This window comes from Methanobrevibacter sp. (genome assembly GCF_017409525.1).
Classification (GTDB): domain Archaea; phylum Methanobacteriota; class Methanobacteria; order Methanobacteriales; family Methanobacteriaceae; genus Methanocatella.
In genome coordinates this window covers 94,381-112,221 of sequence record NZ_JAFQSO010000004.1, presented here as the reverse complement: position 1 = coordinate 112,221, position 17,841 = coordinate 94,381, and the positions used below count along the sequence as shown (strand labels likewise).

The 17,841-nt window shown below is 32.4% G+C and carries 20 protein-coding genes and 1 riboswitch; of the genes, 9 read left to right on the top strand and 11 right to left on the bottom strand.

What is annotated here, in order from left to right; all coding sequences use genetic code 11:
• Positions 1-7 precede the first annotated feature (7 nt).
• On the top strand, positions 8-595 hold the full coding sequence (locus tag IJE64_RS02175) for a class II aldolase/adducin family protein (RefSeq protein ID WP_292781369.1): 588 nt from the start codon (positions 8-10) through the stop codon (positions 593-595).
• Here the strand turns inward: IJE64_RS02175 and IJE64_RS02170 are convergent.
• Positions 592-759 (bottom strand): Met repressor, encoded by a 168-nt coding sequence (locus tag IJE64_RS02170; protein ID WP_292781366.1) that lies wholly within the window; start codon positions 757-759, stop codon positions 592-594. The genes IJE64_RS02175 and IJE64_RS02170 overlap by 4 nt on opposite strands.
• A 153-nt stretch (positions 760-912) precedes the next feature.
• Here IJE64_RS02170 and IJE64_RS02165 point away from each other — a divergent pair, with 153 nt between their 5' ends.
• Positions 913-1,161, top strand: coding sequence for a UPF0147 family protein (locus IJE64_RS02165; RefSeq protein ID WP_292781362.1), 249 nt, complete (start codon positions 913-915; stop codon positions 1,159-1,161).
• A 22-nt stretch (positions 1,162-1,183) separates the two neighbouring features.
• On the opposite strand, the gene IJE64_RS02160 is transcribed toward IJE64_RS02165, so the two are convergent.
• Both IJE64_RS02160 and IJE64_RS02155 read right to left on the bottom strand, forming a co-directional pair.
• Complete coding sequence (locus tag IJE64_RS02160; RefSeq protein ID WP_292781360.1) at positions 1,184-2,200, bottom strand: cobalt-precorrin 5A hydrolase; 1,017 nt, start codon at positions 2,198-2,200, stop codon at positions 1,184-1,186.
• Positions 2,197-3,198 (bottom strand): cobalamin biosynthesis protein, encoded by a 1,002-nt coding sequence (locus IJE64_RS02155; RefSeq protein WP_292781639.1) that lies wholly within the window; start codon positions 3,196-3,198, stop codon positions 2,197-2,199. Before IJE64_RS02155 ends, IJE64_RS02160 begins: the two co-directional genes overlap by 4 nt.
• 92 nt (positions 3,199-3,290) lie before the next feature.
• On the opposite strand from IJE64_RS02155, the gene IJE64_RS02150 reads away from it, so the two are divergent.
• A complete protein-coding gene (locus tag IJE64_RS02150; protein WP_292781358.1) occupies positions 3,291-3,764 on the top strand; it encodes a DUF2299 domain-containing protein in 474 nt (157 codons plus the stop codon).
• A gap of 665 nt (positions 3,765-4,429) precedes the next feature.
• The gene (locus tag IJE64_RS02145) at positions 4,430-5,599 is read left to right on the top strand and encodes a Cdc6/Cdc18 family protein (RefSeq protein ID WP_292781355.1); all 1,170 of its coding nucleotides are present in this window, start codon (positions 4,430-4,432) and stop codon (positions 5,597-5,599) included.
• Here IJE64_RS02145 and pyrB read toward each other — a convergent pair.
• The 3 genes from pyrB to hisG are packed head-to-tail and all read right to left on the bottom strand — an operon-like array spanning position 5,592 to position 7,883.
• Positions 5,592-6,527: an aspartate carbamoyltransferase gene (gene pyrB, locus IJE64_RS02140; protein WP_292781352.1), complete on the bottom strand. Its 936-nt coding sequence runs from the start codon at positions 6,525-6,527 to the stop codon at positions 5,592-5,594. The two genes, IJE64_RS02145 and pyrB, sit on opposite strands and share 8 nt — an antisense overlap.
• Positions 6,520-7,026 carry a flavodoxin domain-containing protein gene (locus IJE64_RS02135; RefSeq protein WP_292781349.1) on the bottom strand — a complete coding sequence of 169 codons (507 nt, stop codon included), beginning with the start codon at positions 7,024-7,026 and terminating at the stop codon, positions 6,520-6,522. The genes pyrB and IJE64_RS02135 overlap by 8 nt, the downstream gene beginning before the upstream one ends.
• A complete protein-coding gene (gene hisG / locus IJE64_RS02130; RefSeq protein ID WP_292781636.1) occupies positions 7,023-7,883 on the bottom strand; it encodes an ATP phosphoribosyltransferase in 861 nt (286 codons plus the stop codon). The genes IJE64_RS02135 and hisG overlap by 4 nt, the downstream gene beginning before the upstream one ends.
• Positions 7,884-8,095: 212 nt before the next feature.
• On the opposite strand from hisG, the gene IJE64_RS02125 reads away from it, so the two are divergent.
• Entirely contained in the window at positions 8,096-8,305 is a 210-nt protein-coding gene (locus IJE64_RS02125; protein ID WP_292781347.1) for a histone family protein, read from the top strand.
• A 40-nt stretch (positions 8,306-8,345) separates the two neighbouring features.
• Entirely contained in the window at positions 8,346-9,650 is a 1,305-nt protein-coding gene (locus tag IJE64_RS02120) for an amidohydrolase family protein (protein WP_292781344.1), read from the top strand.
• On the opposite strand, the gene tfrA is transcribed toward IJE64_RS02120, so the two are convergent.
• Positions 9,643-11,286 carry a fumarate reductase (CoM/CoB) subunit TfrA gene (tfrA, locus tag IJE64_RS02115; protein ID WP_292781341.1) on the bottom strand — a complete coding sequence of 548 codons (1,644 nt, stop codon included), beginning with the start codon at positions 11,284-11,286 and terminating at the stop codon, positions 9,643-9,645. The two genes, IJE64_RS02120 and tfrA, sit on opposite strands and share 8 nt — an antisense overlap.
• A gap of 173 nt (positions 11,287-11,459) precedes the next feature.
• On the opposite strand from tfrA, the gene IJE64_RS02110 reads away from it, so the two are divergent.
• On the top strand, positions 11,460-11,834 hold the full coding sequence (locus tag IJE64_RS02110; RefSeq protein WP_292781338.1) for a DUF120 domain-containing protein: 375 nt from the start codon (positions 11,460-11,462) through the stop codon (positions 11,832-11,834).
• A 45-nt stretch (positions 11,835-11,879) separates the two neighbouring features.
• Positions 11,880-12,011, top strand: a riboswitch (FMN riboswitch).
• Positions 12,012-12,062: 51 nt separating this feature from the next.
• Positions 12,063-12,746, top strand: a complete 684-nt coding sequence (gene ribB, locus IJE64_RS02105; RefSeq protein WP_292781335.1) for a 3,4-dihydroxy-2-butanone-4-phosphate synthase — start codon at positions 12,063-12,065, stop codon at positions 12,744-12,746.
• A gap of 6 nt (positions 12,747-12,752) precedes the next feature.
• Here the strand turns inward: ribB and IJE64_RS02100 are convergent, their stop codons facing one another.
• The 3 genes from IJE64_RS02100 to gatA form a co-directional block, all read right to left on the bottom strand.
• Positions 12,753-13,163, bottom strand: coding sequence for a hypothetical protein (locus IJE64_RS02100; RefSeq protein ID WP_292781332.1), 411 nt, complete (start codon positions 13,161-13,163; stop codon positions 12,753-12,755).
• Positions 13,163-14,656, bottom strand: coding sequence for a DJ-1/PfpI family protein (locus IJE64_RS02095; protein ID WP_292781330.1), 1,494 nt, complete (start codon positions 14,654-14,656; stop codon positions 13,163-13,165). The genes IJE64_RS02100 and IJE64_RS02095 overlap by 1 nt, the downstream gene beginning before the upstream one ends.
• 84 nt (positions 14,657-14,740) lie before the next feature.
• On the bottom strand, positions 14,741-16,111 hold the full coding sequence (gene gatA / locus IJE64_RS02090) for an Asp-tRNA(Asn)/Glu-tRNA(Gln) amidotransferase subunit GatA (RefSeq protein WP_292781327.1): 1,371 nt from the start codon (positions 16,109-16,111) through the stop codon (positions 14,741-14,743).
• Between the two features lie 108 nt (positions 16,112-16,219).
• Between gatA and IJE64_RS02085 the strand changes: the two genes are divergently transcribed.
• A complete protein-coding gene (locus IJE64_RS02085; protein ID WP_292781323.1) occupies positions 16,220-17,014 on the top strand; it encodes an HAD family hydrolase in 795 nt (264 codons plus the stop codon).
• A gap of 72 nt (positions 17,015-17,086) precedes the next feature.
• On the opposite strand, the gene IJE64_RS02080 is transcribed toward IJE64_RS02085, so the two are convergent.
• Complete coding sequence (locus IJE64_RS02080; protein ID WP_292781320.1) at positions 17,087-17,800, bottom strand: sugar phosphate isomerase/epimerase; 714 nt, start codon at positions 17,798-17,800, stop codon at positions 17,087-17,089.
• Positions 17,801-17,841 lie beyond the last annotated feature (41 nt).

Below are 17,841 nucleotides of genomic sequence, written 5' to 3'. Positions count from 1 at the left end.
GTATTTTATGAAAAAAAATGTTCAAGAACTTATTGATGTAGCGAATAGCATTTATGAAAAAGGTTTAGTTTCAGGAAAATCAGGAAACATAAGTGCCAGATTTAAAACTGAAAACGGAGATATTATTGCAATCACTCCTACCTTAAAATCATTGGCGAATTTAGATGAAAAAGACATTATTCTTGTTGATATGGATGGAAATGTCTTAACTAGTGGAAAACCATCTTCAGAAGTAAATATGCACTTGGAAATTTATAAAAAAAGATCCGATGTCAATGGAATTGTTCATACCCATTCCCCTTATGCTACAGGATTTTCATTTTCAACTAAAAGAATGAAAAGGCTTGAAGGTTTTGGTGAAATTAAAAATCCATACCTGCCTTATATTGAATATGAAAAACCAGGAAGCAGCGAACTTGCCATTAAAGCTAGTGAAGGCATCGGACAAGAGGACGTGCTAGTTTTAAAAAATCATGGTGTAATATGTGTAAGTGAAAATTTAAAAGAAGCTGAATCACTTGCGGTTTTCATCGAAGAAAGTGCGAAAACTCAATTTATAACATATATGTTAAATTCAGTTGAAGATATTATCTAATCTTCATCTGAAATTAAATCGCTTTTATTTCTACTTGCCATTCCTTCTTCAATCATTTTAATGATTAAACCGGATAAGGAAGTATCTTCATCAATTGCTAATTTTTTTAATTCTTTTTTCAAGTCTTTAGGTAAATTTATAGTTGTTTTGCTTACATCTGACATGTATAATAATTCATTCTTAATTAAATATAAATTTTTCTACTAAAAATCATTTCATATTGTAATCTACCAAAAAATATTTAAAGACATTACGAACAAATATATTATTTAATACTTATTTGACTTGTTTTTAATAATATTAATGGAGGGAGTATTATGAGTAATCAAACTATTGATGAAGTATGTGAAATACTTGAATATATCATGGATAACAATACTGTACCTCGTAACATCCGAGAAGCAGCCAGTGAATCTAATGATTTATTAAAAGATGAAGAACAAGAAGAATCTATAAGAATAAGTACTGTTTTAGGAAAGTTAGATGAAATCAGTAATGATCCTAATATTCCAGTGCACGCAAGAACTTTAATTTGGGAAGTTCTCTCAAAATTAGAATCAATCTAATTTTACCTTTCTTTTTTATTAACTATTTTTTCGAAATGGCTATAGCTATTGTAACCCCATCATAAGAGGTTTTTTTATATATCAATTTTGAATCAAATCCTGCAGTTATCAATGCTGATGGTTCACAAACGCCATAAATTCCAAATTTTGATTTGACAAATTCGGATTTTTGAATATCTCTTGATTCGAATAGTCTTAATTTATCCAATTCCACAAAATTAACAGGGATGTTGAGTTCTTCTGATAGTTTCAATATTCCTTTTTCATCTTTTTTTATTTCAGCTGATGCCAACATGCTTATTCGTGATTCATGAATATCCAATTCATCTATTGATTTATCGAAACCTTCCAGTATTTTTTCATATTCTTTACCACGTCTGCAACCAATACCAACGACGACTTTTTTCTCCTTTAAAACAAGTTCATGCTCATTTAATTTTGCATGTATTTCATCACCATTAACTTTTGAAGAATATTGAATAGAAACATCAATTTCAAGTGTATTATTATTAAAATATTCAAAGAGATAATCAAAATTTTTCTCAGGATTTATTGTGAATAAAATTTCACTACCTTCCAAAATCGCTTTATTAAAGTATAGAATCTCAGACGGATTTTCAACACTTAAATAAAGATCCTTAGCTATTACATCTATTCCCAATTTTTTATTCACATCGGTGGAAGTGGTGATGACTGGTGTTGCATCAATTAACCCCGCTATTTTTCCTGTTAATTTATTAGCACCACCCAAATGACCGGATAATGTTGAAATTACAAAATTTCCATTATCATCAATGTTCAATATTGCAGGATCTGTAATTTTAGAATCAATCAATGGTGCAATCGATCTAATTAAAATTCCAGAAGCCATTATTGCAACTATGGCATCATACTCATAAAATGCAATTTCAAAATTCTTCTTAACATTTTTATGATATAAATCAGTCCTAATTATTGTTGAATCATTGTCTAATTTTTCCTTTAAATCCAATGCCAAATTTTTGCCTTTTTTTGAAACTGAAATAATTGCTATTTTCATAATATCACATAAACCAATGTTAATAATAATAAAATTGTTAATGTAAATAGAATAATCGTTAACTTTGAAAGATTGACCGCCTTTGTAATATCTTCCCTATCAATTGTTTTTGTTGCTGCATCCCCTAAAATATATGTGTCTTTTTTATTCAGTTGAATGTTCAAAGCCCCTGCGGTCGTTGCCATTGTAAAACCTGAATTCGGACTTGGACATTTTCTTGAATCTCTTCTCATTATTTTATAGCTATTTCTCCAATCTAACTTGAGTAAAAGTGCCGCTGCAACTATATAAATGCCAGATATTCTGGCAGGAACATAATTTAAGACATCATCAATTTTTGCTGAAAAATAACCGATATCCTTAAGTTCTTCTGTCTTATATCCAACCATTGCATCAAGTGTGTTAAACATCCTATATAGCATTGGAATCAGAAGCAGGAAATATAATTGGTTGTCGATTGGATTTATCATAATTATCAATGAAAAAATCATATAATAAAACACAGGAGCCACATATGAATCTGTGATGTTTTCAGTTAAGCTTTCAATCACTGCTGAAACAATGAAACTTTCTGTTAATTCCTCTGTGTTTCTGCTGACCAGATATGAAACTGATTTTCTAGCCTTTTCAATGCTTTCATTCAAATCATTTTTAACATCAACTGCTGTTTTTAAAAGCAATTTAATGGAAAATGTTGATGATAACAGTATCGTAAATAAAACAAACAATAAAATTGAGTTTATAGAGCCAATCAAATACAAAACAAATAATATAATGCTAGTGCAGATGCCAACAGAAATTACCAGCAGCAGCCCTGATAGCTTATTTTTTATTTTGATGAAAATACTTTTGAAGAAACTAACCATTGATCCGATGATTACAACAGGATGGATTCTGGTTGGCAATTCCCCAAAAATTACATCTATCGCAATTGCAATTATCAATGCAAATATAATAAATAAAAATAACTCAAAAGAATCTAATTTAAGATAGAACATATCAGTTATCAATTTATTATATTCAATCATAGTTTATAATATATATAATAAAAAAATAAATAATTTATTATTAAATTTTAAATGATGATATCATGAATATCGAAGATGAAGTAAAAAAATGGTTATTTGACGAAGACTTGCTAAGAGAAATGAAATATGACGAAAATGCTGACTTTCATTTTATTGTTGAGTTTCCAAAAGAAAATATAATGGATGTTGTTAAACCTAAAGATAAGGATTGCCTTGTTATTGCATGCGCTACCCAGGTGGCTCCACAACATTTGGATTTGATGAAATCTGCTAGTTTGCAAACCAATAGGGAGTTTATTTCACAAGTGAACTTCGGTTTGAACAAGTTCTTAGTGGATTATGAACTTCAGGTCAATCAAAATATTTTGCATCAATTTGTTATTACAGAACAAATATTTGAAGATGGATTAACCAAGGACATGTTAATCAGAACTCTTAAACGTGTTTTCAAATCAAAGCTACATTGCATATGGCTTATTGATCTTAAGTTTGGTGATGTTAATATATCCTCAAATGAAAATGACATGTTTGTATAGAGGGAGAGGTCCATTTCAAGTATAACCCTTACGAGGATATATTAAGATTGAAGAGGTATATTTCAACTGTAAACACTTGAAATTTATCCCTCTATCTGTTCTCTATTTTTCATTTCACCTAATTTTGTTAATTTTTGAAATTTTTACATTTTCACTTCAATTTCATGGTTCTTTTACACTTGAAATTCATGTCTCGATTTTTGCTTTTTGCATGAAATTGTTTACACTTGCAATGCACCTCTCTGTCTGTGATTTAAATAGGGTATTACTAAATTATAAATCATGATAATTTTTTTAAAAATTTCCTTATTTAGGCTGTTTGAGTGAGTATTTTCACTGTTTATCTTTAATTGTTACACTTGAAATTGTTATCATATATTTGAAATAGTAGTATTTCATGTTTTAAATTTAATTTAATTTAAATAGTTTATTCAATATTTAAGAATCAAATTATACATATTTATTGATTATTATCAAGTTTTAATAATTTAAATTAGTTTTAAATTAATATTATCAATTTAATTTTGCACATTTTTATCAATTTTATTAACTTTTTCAAATATTGTAATAAAAACCTTTATTTATTAGGTATATAATATTATTAACACTGGAAATTATACTCAAATTTTTTATTAACTTTATTAACTTTATTGTGGTGTATTTTTATGTCAAATGTTTTTGAAGATTTAGAAGATGACTGGGGAGATTTAGTTTCTAAAAGTATATTTAAAGATAAACGCCCTTTAGATCATAGGTTTTTACCAGATAAATTAGTTCACAGGGAAGAACAAATCAGGCAAATCGCAAAATATTGGGTTGATGTATTAAACAATGTAACTCCTTCAAATGTAACGCTTTACGGTAAGACAGGAACAGGTAAAACTGCAGCGTCCAAATTTGCACGTGAACAGCTTTTAGAAATTGCTCAAAAGAAAAATGTTTTTGTGAAAGTTGAATATATTAGATGCACTGATTATACTACTGAATATCAGGTTCTTGCCCAATTATGTAATAAGCTTGGGCGTGATGTTCCTAATCGTGGCTGGACTAAAGGGGAAGTAGTAAATACATTCAGGGACATTTTCAAAACAAACGCATTTGGTCGTAAACTGCACTTAATTGTTATTTTGGACGAAATTGATATTTTGCTTGATAAAGATGGGGATGGAATTTTATATACGTTGACAAGAACCGACAATGTATCTGTTTTATCCATTAGTAATTATTTGGATTTCAAGAATTTGATTAAATCTAGAGTTACAAGTAGCTTAAATGATAAGGAAATTGTTTTCCCTCCTTATGTTGCTAATGAATTGTCAGACATTCTATCTGAGAGGGCTGCATTGTCCTTTAGAGATGATGTTTTAGAAAGTGATGTGATTCCATTATGTTCTGCAATGGCTGCTAAGGAAGAAGGCGATGCAAGATATGCGCTTGATTTACTTAAGAATGCAGGCGAATTGGCTTTTGATGAAGACAGCGATAAAGTTACAAGCGAACATGTAAGAAAAGCTAAGGATACAATTGAACACAATAAAGTTATAGAAATTATTTCCACATTACCGTTACAGCAGCAAAGGGTTTTAGAAGCTATTTTAAACTTAACAAAACAGGATGAAGAAATATCTTCAGGTAAATTATACGATGAGTATAAAGTCGTGTCAAAAAAAGATGCTGTAACCTACAGAAGAATATTCGACTTCATTAATGAACTTGAACTGTTGGGTATAATTTCAACAAATACCGTTTCACGTGGTCGTGGAAAGGGAAGGACAAATATTATTAAGCTTCAATGCGATGAAACATTACTTGAAACAACCCTCCTATCTATTTAGGGTTGTTTTTTATTAATGTTTTTAGAATTGCCATTCTAACTGGAACGGCATTTGCAGCTTGAGTGAAATATTTGTTATATTTTGTATTGTCGACATCCGTGGATATTTCATCAACTCTAGGTAAAGGATGCATCACAATTAAATCTTTTCCTTCAATCATTTTTTTATTAATTATATATGCTCCTTTTATTTTTAAGTAATCGTTTATGTCTCCAAAACGTTCTTTTTGAATTCTGGTTACATATAGGACATCAACGTCATCAATAATTTTTTCAATTGAATCTATCTCTTCCCAGGTGACATTTGTTTTATTGATATCATGTAACACTTCTTGAGGCATTTTCAGCTCTGGAGGTGATACCAGGTATATTTTAACATTTTTATATAATCCTAATGCATTTGAAAGGGAATGTACAGTACGACCGAATTTCAGATCACCAATAAGTGCGATTTTTAGATTGTCTATTTCACCAATTTCCTTTTTGATGGTGTATAAGTCAAGAAGTGTTTGTGTTGGGTGTTGGCCTGCTCCATCTCCTGCATTAATGACAGGCACGTCAACAATGTCAGATATGAATTTTGATACTCCTTCAAGTTCATGTCTAATTACCAAAGCATCACAGTAGGCTTCAAACATTTTTGCAGTATCCGCTATGCTTTCACCTTTTGAAACAGAACTTGTACCGCTGTTATCAAACCCGATTCCATCTCCACCTAAACGTTTTATTGCGGTTTCAAATGACATTTTTGTTCTTGTTGAAGGTTCAAAAAACATCAAACCCAATATTTTTCCTTTAAGTTCTTCAGAAATTTCTTTTGATTTTGCTATATCTTCTAGCTTTGATGCTTCATTAAGAATGTAATCAACGTCTTCTCTTTCAAAATCTTTTATAGAAATTATATTTTTTAGTTTAAAAATTTTAATCAACCCTTTTTTCTATCATGCCGTTTATGTAATCTGCAAAATTATCAATTTCATTTAAGTTTAACATTGGTAGGCTTTTGCCATCTTTTTTGTATTTGTTAATTATGTTATTTGTTTTTCTTTTATCTATAAAATTTCCCTCTTCTGGATTTAATTCGTAACCGAAATTTGATGAGATATATGATGATTCAACCAATTCATGTGAAAAAGTTTTATTTAGTCTATCTCTTGTGTCTATGTTTTCTTCGCAGTTTAATACTAGTGCTATTGGTTTTTCTTTCAATGTTTTGATATTTCTTGAAATATATCTTTTTAATGCGCTCTGGACTTTTCCATTGAAAGCTGATCCGGCCAATATTATAAAATTATATTTTAAGAGGCAAGCTGTTTTAGCTTTTTCAATTGGAATTAGTTGAACATTAGCTTTAATTTTACTTGATAATAATTTACAAGCTTTTTTTGTTGATTTACTTGAAGTTGAATATATTATTGCTATTTTCATATTATTCTTTCAATAGGCATCACGAGTATGTCTTTTGCTCCTGCATTTCTTAAATCGTTTACCAGTTCAAATACTTGTTTTTCATCTATCACTGCTTGGACAGCAACGGTTTTTTGTGAGGATAATACTTCTGAAATTGTTAAGCCACCCATTGAAGGCATCACTTCTTTTACTTTATCTAAGTTTTTACTTTCAACGTTCATGGTTACAAGTTTTTTCCTGTCTGCATCCAAAACACCTTTAATGCTTGTACTGACGGCTTCCATTAGCTCTTTTTTATTTTTCAGACTATCTTCGTTTGCAATAAGTTTAATTGAACTTTCAAGAATCACGTCGATAATTTCAAGGTGATTCATTTTTAATGTAGTTCCTGTGCTTGTCAAATCTGTAATCAAATCAGCTATTCCAATAAAAGGAGCGGCTTCGGTTGATCCGCTTAATTTGACAATTTTTAAGTCTAAACCTTTTTGTGTTAAGTATCTTTTGGTTAAAACAGGGAATTCGGTAGCTACCTTCATGTTTTCATTAACATCTTTTATGGATTTGATATTTGATTCTTCAGGAGCGGCAAGAACCAGTTTTGTTTGTCCAAATCTCAAGTCAAGCAGTTCAATCACAGCGGCTTCATTTTCTTGGATTAAATCTACACCTGTTATTCCCATGTCTGCAACTCCATCATTAACGAATTCAGGAATATCTGAAGCTCTTGCAAACATCACTTCAATATTCTCATTAAATGTTTTAGAAATTAATTTCCTGTTGTTTTTGTCTTTTAATCCTAAACCAGCCTTTTCTAAAATGTTAATAGAAGGTTCACTTATTCTTCCTTTTGAGGGAATTGCAATTTTTATCTTCATCATATCTTCTCAATTTTTTTTCTTATAATATTATTAAATCTTTTTATATTAAATAATTTATTTAAATTTTCACATGTTAATTTTAAGGTTCTTATTTTTGATAAGCTCTTGATTTTTGCAAAATATTTAAATATTAAGTCGTATAATACACTATTTAGCTTATTATTAACCGAATTAATAATAAGTTTTAAAAATTATTGTGAGGTGAAAACATGTCTGAAATACCAAAAGCTCCTATCGCAAGAATTATTAAAGAATCTGGTGCAGAAAGAGTTAGCGAAGATGCAAAAGCTGAATTAGCTGCATACTTAGAAGAAGTTGCTCGTGAAGTTGCTAAAGAAGCAAACAATGTTGCTAAAATCGCTAAACGTAAAACAGTTAAACCAGAAGATATTAAATTAGCTATTAAAAACTTAGAATAAGTTTATTAGCTACTTTTTTTTATTTTTTTAAGGTGTTATTATGAAAGATAATACTATTTTAATCAAGAATGCATTAATTTTAAACCCAGGTAAATTTGAAGAAAAAAAACAATCTCTTTTAATCAAGAATGACTTAATCGCTGAAATTTCTGATGAAATTGATGAGGGCAATGTAGATAAAATTATTGATGCCAGTGGAAAAATTTTACTCCCTGGATTTGTTAATACTCATACTCATTTATCAATGACCTTATTTAGAGGATTAGCTGATGATTTAAGTCTGGACAGTTGGTTAAATGATCATATATGGCCAATGGAAGCTAATCTTAATGGAAATTATTGTTATATTGGAGCTCTTTTAGGAGCTGTTGAACTTATTAAGTCAGGAACAACAACATTTTCAGATATGTATTTTTACATGGAAGATGTTGCTCGTGCAGTTGATGAAGCAGGCATAAGAGCTGTTTTATCTTATGGAATGATTGATTTTGGAGATGCCGAGAAAAGGCAGGCAGAAATCAAGGAAAATCTAACTTTATTTGAAAATTGCGACGGAATGGCTGATGGAAGAATCAAAGTATTTTTCGGTCCTCACTCCCCTTATACAGCTTCAGAGGAATTATTGATTAAAGTTCGCCAACTTGCAGATGAGTACAACATGGGAATTCATATTCACGTTTCTGAAACACAAAAGGAAATTAATGATATTTCCCAAGAAAAAGGTCTCAGACCATTTGAATATCTGGATAAGATTGGATTTTTAGGTCCAGATGTTGTTGCCGCCCATAGTGTTTGGCTAAGCGATAGTGAAATTGAGATTATTAAGAAAAACAATGTTAAAGTTTCACACAATCCCTGCAGTAACATGAAATTGGCTTCAGGAATCGCTCCTGTTTCTAAATTAATTGAAAATGACATCTGTGTTTCAATAGGTACTGATGGCGCTTCTTCAAATAATAATTTAGATTTAATTGAAGAGTTAAAAACAGCTAGTTTACTTCAAAAAGTTTCTACACTTGATCCTAATGTGTTAGATTCACATGAAGCAATAGCTATGGGTACCATTAAAGGTGCTGAAGCTTTAGGACTTGAGGATGAAATAGGATCCATTGAAGTTGGTAAAAAAGCGGATATTATCTTGATTGATACCAATTCAGCAAACATGGTTCCAGACAGTTCAACACTAACTTCAAACATTATTTACTCTGCAAATGGTTCAAATGTTGATACTACTATTTGTAATGGTAAGATATTGATGGAAAACAAAAAATTGACTGTTTTAGATGAACAAGAAATTTATGATAAAGCTAGAGAAGCAATAAAAGAGTTAAAAGAAGCTATCTAGCTTCAAATTCTATTTTATTTTCGCTGAATATTATACTCTGTTTCCATTCATCTAATGTTTCAGGGAAATCGGATCTAAAGTGAGCGCCTCTGCTTTCTCTACGTAGAATTGCAGATTTTACAGTTAAGATGCAGATTTCCACCATATTAATTACTTCAAGGGCAGTTACTAAATCTGCATTGTATTGTTTTTTATCGTTAACGTCAAGGTTTTCTAATTCCTTTTGCATTTCCAGAAGTTCAGATAGCGCTTCATTTAGGGTTTTTTCATCACGCACAATAGCTACTTTTTCCCACATTAGGTTTTTAATTCTATTTTTAAATTCTTTTGGTTTAATTGAGCCTTTTTTAATTAGATTTTCAATTCTTGAAGCTTCTTTTTCAACCATTTTCTCGTTGGTTTTAAGTTTGCTATCCTTAGCGGCTTTAGATGCGCTTTCACCGGCTATCTTTCCGAATACCTGTGTGTCTGCCAGTGCATTTCCACCTAAACGATTAGCTCCATGGACACCACCACAGACTTCTCCCGCTCCGAATAGATTTTTTAGGGAACTTGATCCATCAGGATTAATTTTTAAACCGCCCATGAAGTGGTGTGCTGTAGGTGCTACTTCTATTGGACCATGTTTGATGTCAACGCCTACATTTTCAAATTGCAAAACCATGGTTTCTAGCTTTTCATCAATGTAGTCATCATCAAGGTGTGAAATGTCGAGGTAAACTCCTCCTTTTTCTGTTCCCCTTCCTTCAATGATTTCCTGGTATATTGAACGGGCAACAACATCACGGGTAGCCAATTCCATTTTTTCAGGAGCATATTTGCTCATGAATCTTTCACCATCTTTGTTGATGAGCTTGCCGCCTTCAGCTCTTACAGCTTCGGTTACAAGCACTCCTTTTTTAGATTCAGGTGCTATCATTCCTGTCGGATGGAATTGAATTTGTTCCATATCCACTAATTTGGCGCCAGCTCTAAATGCTATTGCAAAACCGTCTCCATTTTTCTGGAAGGTGTTGGATGTTACAGGGTATAGTTGACCGGCACCTCCGCTGGCAAGGATTGTTGATTTTGCTTTGAAATAAATTAGACTGGAATCTTTTAAATCAAGTCCTGTTGCACCGATTACTTCATCTCCGTCAGTGATGAGTGAGGTAATCATCACTTCTTCGATGCATTCAATATCTCTTTTGATTATTTCTTCTTTAAGTGCATTTAATAGTTCTGCACCTGTTCTATCTCCTTGATAGCAAGTTCTTCTATAGGTTTGTCCTCCAAATGGTCTTTGGTCTATTTCACCGGATTCCTGCCTGTCAAATAAAGCACCGTAATTTTCTAAATCAATCAGTCTTTTGGGTGATTCATTAACAAGAATATCAACAAGTTTTTCATCGTTGAGATAACTTCCACCTTTTAATGTATCTTTAAAATGGGCTTCTATAGAATCCTCTTTATCAACAGTTTTAAAAACGGCATTGTATCCACCTTCAGCCATCCCAGTACATCCTGACCTGAATGAGAGGCCTTTTGATACTATAATTGCTTTTAGACCAGCATCATCTACTTCAATTGCCGCCCTTGAACCTGCTCCTCCGGAACCAATTATTAATACATCTGTAGAGATAGTTTTTATTTCCATTTATATTACCCTGTATAGTTTTTCAGTAATATCTTTATAGTTATTGATTAAAATAAATTTCTTAAATATTTTTTGAAAAGTAAACGTAATTTTTCATAAAGTTTTTAAATTAAAATATAGTAAATATTATTACATTTATATTGATTATGTGTAGTTCAATTAGAGGTTATTTAATGAAAATAGATGGTGAAGTTACAACCGGATTGGGAAAAGCGGCATATTTTTTATCACAGGAATTCTACACTAAGGAATTCAAAAAGAATTTGGGATTTGTTCCATATCCAGGAACATTAAATGTCATTGTCAGCGAAGAATATCTGGATGAAATAAATAAGATTAAAAACGACTGCGAAAATTTAATCAAACCTGATGAGGGTTTCGGTGCTGTGAAGTATATTGAAGCAAATTTAAATGATAAGGTTAATGGTGCCATCGTTTTTCCAGCTAAAACAACTCATGAAGAAAACTATTTAGAATTTATAGCCGAAAATAGATTAAGGGATGATTTGAATCTCAAGGACGGGGATATCGTATCTCTGGAATTTTGATTCTGTTACCGCAAAGTATTTTATATATAATTGATATATTTGTTAATACGTTCTCAGGGCGGAGTGAAATTCTCCACCGGTGGTGATTTTTAAAAAATAAGTCCACGAGCACGAAATGGTGTTGATTTGGTGAGATTCCAAAACCGACGGTGATAGTCCGGATGGAAGAGAAGAAATAGTTATTTAGTTATTTTTAGCCCTGGTTCTAGTAAATAAGGAGATATTACTATGAATCAAGAAACAAATTTAGATAAAGCTCTAGAAGCTATTAGAAACGGTGAATTCGTACTGGTTTTTGACGATGATGATAGGGAAGGAGAAGTTGATATGATCATCGCTTCTGAATTCGTAACCCCTAAATCAATTGCTACCATGAGAAATGATGCAGGCGGTCTTATCTGTAATTGTTTGCATGATGATTTTTGCGAGGCTATTCATTTGCCATTCATGGTTGATATCATGAAAGCGGCCACTGAAAAGTATCCTGAATTGGCTGAGCTTGCACCTACTGACATTCCATACGATGAGAGGTCCTCATTTTCTGTCTGGACAAACCATAGAAAATCTTTCACTGGTGTCACAGACCATGACAGAGCAATGACCATTAGTGAAATGGCCTTAATGATGAAAGAAGAAAGATTTGATGAATTTGGAGCTACTTTTAGGTCTCCAGGGCACGTATGTCTTTTGAGAGGAGCAGAAGGACTAGTTAAAAACAGACAAGGGCACACCGAAATTGGTCTTGCATTATGTGAAATGGCCGGTGTCACTCCAGTATGTGTTGTTTGTGAAATGATGGATGGTGAAACTGGTCAGGCCACTTCAGTTGCTGATGCTCGTAAGTATGCTGAAGAAAATGGATTGGTCTTGCTTAGAGGCGAAGACATCATTAATAAGTATTTAGAAGAATAATTTACTTCAATTATTCTTTTTTTTATCTGCAATATAATTTGCAATAAATTCTGTTATCTGCTTTATTTTATATGAGTTGTAAATGCTGAATGTAACATATTTTCCATCGTTCATTTGTATTTCCAAACCATCTCTTACTTCTTTTGATTGATTGATGGCTATTATTTTATGCCATGGGACTCTCAATGTCTTATTTTTAAAAGCGTTTTCAATGTGAATTCCATCGTCCTTGAATTTGACAATTTTCACTATTCTTCTGTTAATGTCTGAACCAATCTGAATGTTGCCGTTCTCATCAAAGACATAATCCGGAATTAGACATGTGGCTTTCCAACCTTGTTTCATTTTCTTTAAGACATGGACACGATCTTTTTTTGTAAGTTTAACGCCAGTTTCTGGACTTAGGTTAAGTGCCATTATATCACTTTGCTTTTAATTTCTTCAAATGTGAAAATTTTATTGAATTCAACTTCACGGGCCATATCAATTATCTCATCAATATTTAGGTTGTTTTCTATTAGGTCCATAGCATGTGAAGTAAATAATTCATATCTAATTTCAACTTCAGGAATGAATCCTCTCATATCCGCAGATTTTAATTTTGGAAGCTTTAATACCTTATCAACATTGGTGTTATTTTTTATGTATGGTACTACATTGTCGAATATATTGTCATTGTATACTTTATTAAGTAGAACCGCTTCTACGGAAACTCCGAATTTTTCCAGCATATTTGCATGTGAAACGATGTCGATAGCCGCAGATTCAATTCCACCTTTATTAACACCTGTAGCTAATATCATAGGAATATTTGATGACATTGCAATTTCTGCAGCTGAGTATGGTACCTTCTCATTTAGAAGGCCGGTAAATACGCTCATGACTCCTTCGATAAGCACTATATCATAGTCTGATGAGTTAAGTTTCGCGACTGTAGATTCAATGTCTGACCATCCTAAATGTCCAATTTTTATTGATGCGAAATCTTCCATTTTTCCCTTTGTCAAATATAATCCGGGTATAATATCACGTACATCCGGGCCCACCTTAAGGAGTGCAACTTTATAGCCCCTTTTCCTTAAGGCTCCAGCCAATCCTGTGATAATGAAAGTTTTACCGGAGTCGGATCCGTTACTTCCAATCATCAAGTATTTAGGTATTTTGTTTGGTTTTATTTGAGGTACTCTTATGTCGCTGTTGATTCCAACTTCGCTTTGCAGGAATTTTTTCACTTGTATATTTCTATTGTAAATGTCGTCAAGGTCTTGTATATCTATTTGTTCTTTTAAGTTTTCTACAAGAATCGGATTTTCGTCTAAAATTCCATGAATCATCGTACCGATAACATTACCGTCATCGTTGCATGCTCCTGAAAAGATGTTGTAATCCCCTTTCTCGTTTGTATCACCATAATTCATTCTTTGGACTTGCGAATAGAATAATGGCTTTGCGTCTCCTTCAACCTTACCGTAAGTATGTGTGTGGAATCCATTAACGTCTTCTGTTTGATTTTTTACTAGAAATGAGTTATCAAATACTTTTGCTTTTACCCTGTCACTTGTAATCAACGGTGAAAAGTCAACATCAATTAATCCCAGACCCTCCTTGACGATTGGCACGGGAGATTTTCTACCGATATCAATCTGATTTGAAAGCAGTTGAAAACCTGCGCAGATTCCTATTATAGGTTTTCCATCTCGGGCCATTTGTTTAATTTCTGTATTTAAACCCATGTTAATGTCGTTTGACTCAATTAATGTTCCACCAGGGATAATTAGAGCATCTAATTCCTTTGAAGCTTTATTTCCATTTACTAAACCGTTCTCTTTAACAATATCTGTTGGTAAATTTCCAAAATCTTCAAATCCAGGAACAGCTCCACTTACATATGCAAGTCCAATTTTTGTCATAAAAATAACCTCTTGGTAATAGTATATTTTAAGTGGTATTTAAAGATAAATTTCAAGTGTAAAAAAAGTTATAAAAAAAAGAGTTTATTGTGTGTTTTCAAACACACTCAAAGCTTTAATAATTTTTAAGTCGTCCAATGGCTTTGCTTGGATTTGCAAACCAACTGGAATACCTTCAACTTCACCAGCTTTAATGCTTGCTGCCGGAATTCCTGCAAGGTTAGCAATCACTGTCAATATATCGTAAGCATACATTTCCATCGGTTCTAACTCTTGACCAATTTCGTGAGGGAGTTTAGGAACTGTAGGCCCTACAATCAAATCAACGTTTTCAAGCATGGAAGTGATTTCCCCTCTAATTACAGACCTTGCTTTTAGAGCTTGTTTGTAGTATTTACCACTGAATTCGGCTTCTGCAATATGGGAACCAATTTTGATTCTCCTTAACACTTCGTCTCCGCAGACTTCTTCAATTCTGGATCCGTAATCTCTTCCATCGTATTTTCTTGTAGCTGAGAAGAATTCCACATAGTTGATTAGGTAATATGTTGGCAGGCAAAGGTCAATATAATCAAAGCTAACTTCTACAAGTTCAGCGCCGGCATCAACTAGTTTTTTAATGGCTTGGTTTACAGTTTTGTTGATTTCATCATCTGTAACATCTATGAATTCATTACATACAGCTATTTTCATACCTTCTAGGGAAGTATCTTCTAGCACTTCAGTAAAATCAGGCTTTTCCCAGTTGAGAGTTGTACATTCGGTTTCATCATATTTTGCGATTGTATTCAGGGCAACTGCAATACCGCTCACATCATTAGCTAATGGTCCGATTTGGTCTAGACTCATGGATAAGTCGAGCAGTCCCTGTCTTGATACGGCACCATAAGTAGGCTTGAACCCGACTACTCCGCAGTGTGAAGCAGGGTTTCTTATGGACCCTCCAGTATCGGATCCAATTGCGATATCACACATTTCAGCCGCAATTGCAGCAGCACATCCGCCGGATGAACCTCCAGGAATTCTGCCCATTGCCGCTGGGTTTTGGGTAGGTCCATAGTAGGAAGTTTCAGTTGAACTGCCTGCTGCAAATTCGTCCATATTTAAAATACCAATTATTATACCGTCTTCTGCTAAGATTTCATTAACTACAGTTGCATTATAGCTTCCAATGTAATCTTCCAATGTTTTGGAAGCTGCAGAAATAATCATATCTTCAACATTAATGTTTGCTTTAATACCGAATACCAAACCGGCTAAAGCACCAACTTCTTCGCCATTAGCTATTTTTTCATCTATAGCTTCTGCTTGTTTTAATGCATTTTCATAGTTTAATTCAATAAATGCATTAATGGTTTCATTATTTTCATCAATAACTTTAATGAAGCCTTCTACATTTTCTTTAGCTGTGATTTCTCCACTTTTAAGGGAGTTTAACTTTTCAATAACGCTCATTAAAACACCTAATAATCGTAAATTATAATATTATTATTTTATTTTTCAATGTTTATATAGTTGTTTTTTTTAAATACTTTTAAATATTTTTTTTAACAATTATTAATCATGAAAAAGGCAGTCGTATTTGATAACTCAGGAACATTAATAGAAAGGTATAGAGTTATTAAGGATGTGTTGAATGACTATATATTTACAGACATTAACTCTCTAGATTTAATCGATCAAGCTGATTCTCTAGCTTTAGTTGTTTTGCAATTTAATACAAACAAGCTATTGAAATTGGATCAGAATACTCTAGTTTCCGATATTATTAAAGAATGTGAAATTGATTTTGATATTAGCTTCTCAACTAAACAGGTTTCAAAAGCGGAAGTTAAAGATATCTTGGATAATGAAACATCAACTACAATAACCGACATTACCGACGGCTTTGAAATTTTAAAAGAGAAAATTCCCCACATGGAGTTATGCAACGGATCTGCACTGATTGTTGATATGGATTTGGGCGTGGTTGCTTATACCATTACTTCAGCAGGCAAATTTTTCCCAAAGGTTTTCGAAACCATTGAAACTTTAAAATCACGTGGAATCGAAATATTCATCGCTTCAGGAGATAGAAAAGGAGCTATCAATCGACTAGCCAACATGTTGGATGTCCCCGAGGACAACGCTTTCGGCACAGTTTCCACCAGAGGCAAATGTGAAGTAATTTCCATCTTGAAAGACGGCGGTTATAAGGTCATGATGGTTGGGGATGGCCTTAATGATATATTGGCATTTAAAAAAGCCGATGTAAGCGTTCTAACTATCGAACAGCAAGAGGAAGTATCTCCTAAGATGCTGGATAAGACAGATTATGTCATTGAGGATATTTTTGAAGTCACTATGATTGATTTTTGAAATTATTTTTTAGTACATATAACTTATAAGTTATAACTTATAATTGAAAAATAATAAAAAAATAATAATAAGTTATAAGTTGTCGATAACTTCTTTACTCTTTAAAATGTTATCAAAGTTATTTAACTCAATAATGGCAGTATCGATTTTTTTTAGCAAGTTCAAATCAAGAGTGCCTTCACCCAAGGTAATATGCTGATCCTTAACACCATCATTATCATTTAAATGACAATAACTAATGTTTTTTAGCTCAAGCATTTCTTCAAGGTTTCCGCAGGTATTTCCATGACCGGTATCAATCGTTAGACTACAGCCTGTTGCCTCTTGAATCATTTCGATTTCTTCGACGGTATTTCCTAGAAATTTTCCTCGAACAGGCATGTTTTCCACTGAAACCTCAACATTTGTGTTGTCGATTATTTCTCCAATGCTTTCAACTGCAAATTCCAGTGCCGCTTTTCTTAAACGTGGTTCGTTCCGACCGATTATTCCAGGATGAACAGTTATTGTATTTGCGTTAATACTTTCACAGTATTGACCACATTGAATCATTTGACGGACACTTTCGTTCCTTATTCCCTTGTTTAGGCTCGCAATGTTAATGTCAACTGTTGCAGCATGAATGCGAACATCTAATCCGCAGTCTTTATATTCCATATTTTCATTTTCAAAAAATGGACCTTCTCCCAATATCTCAATAATTTCAAATTCATGTTTTTTAGCCAAATTTATGATGTCGTCGTTAGGTTGCATGAATAAAGCTAGTGTTGTAAAACCCAATTTCATAATAATATATATTAATTTCAATGATTAAATAATTTAATAAT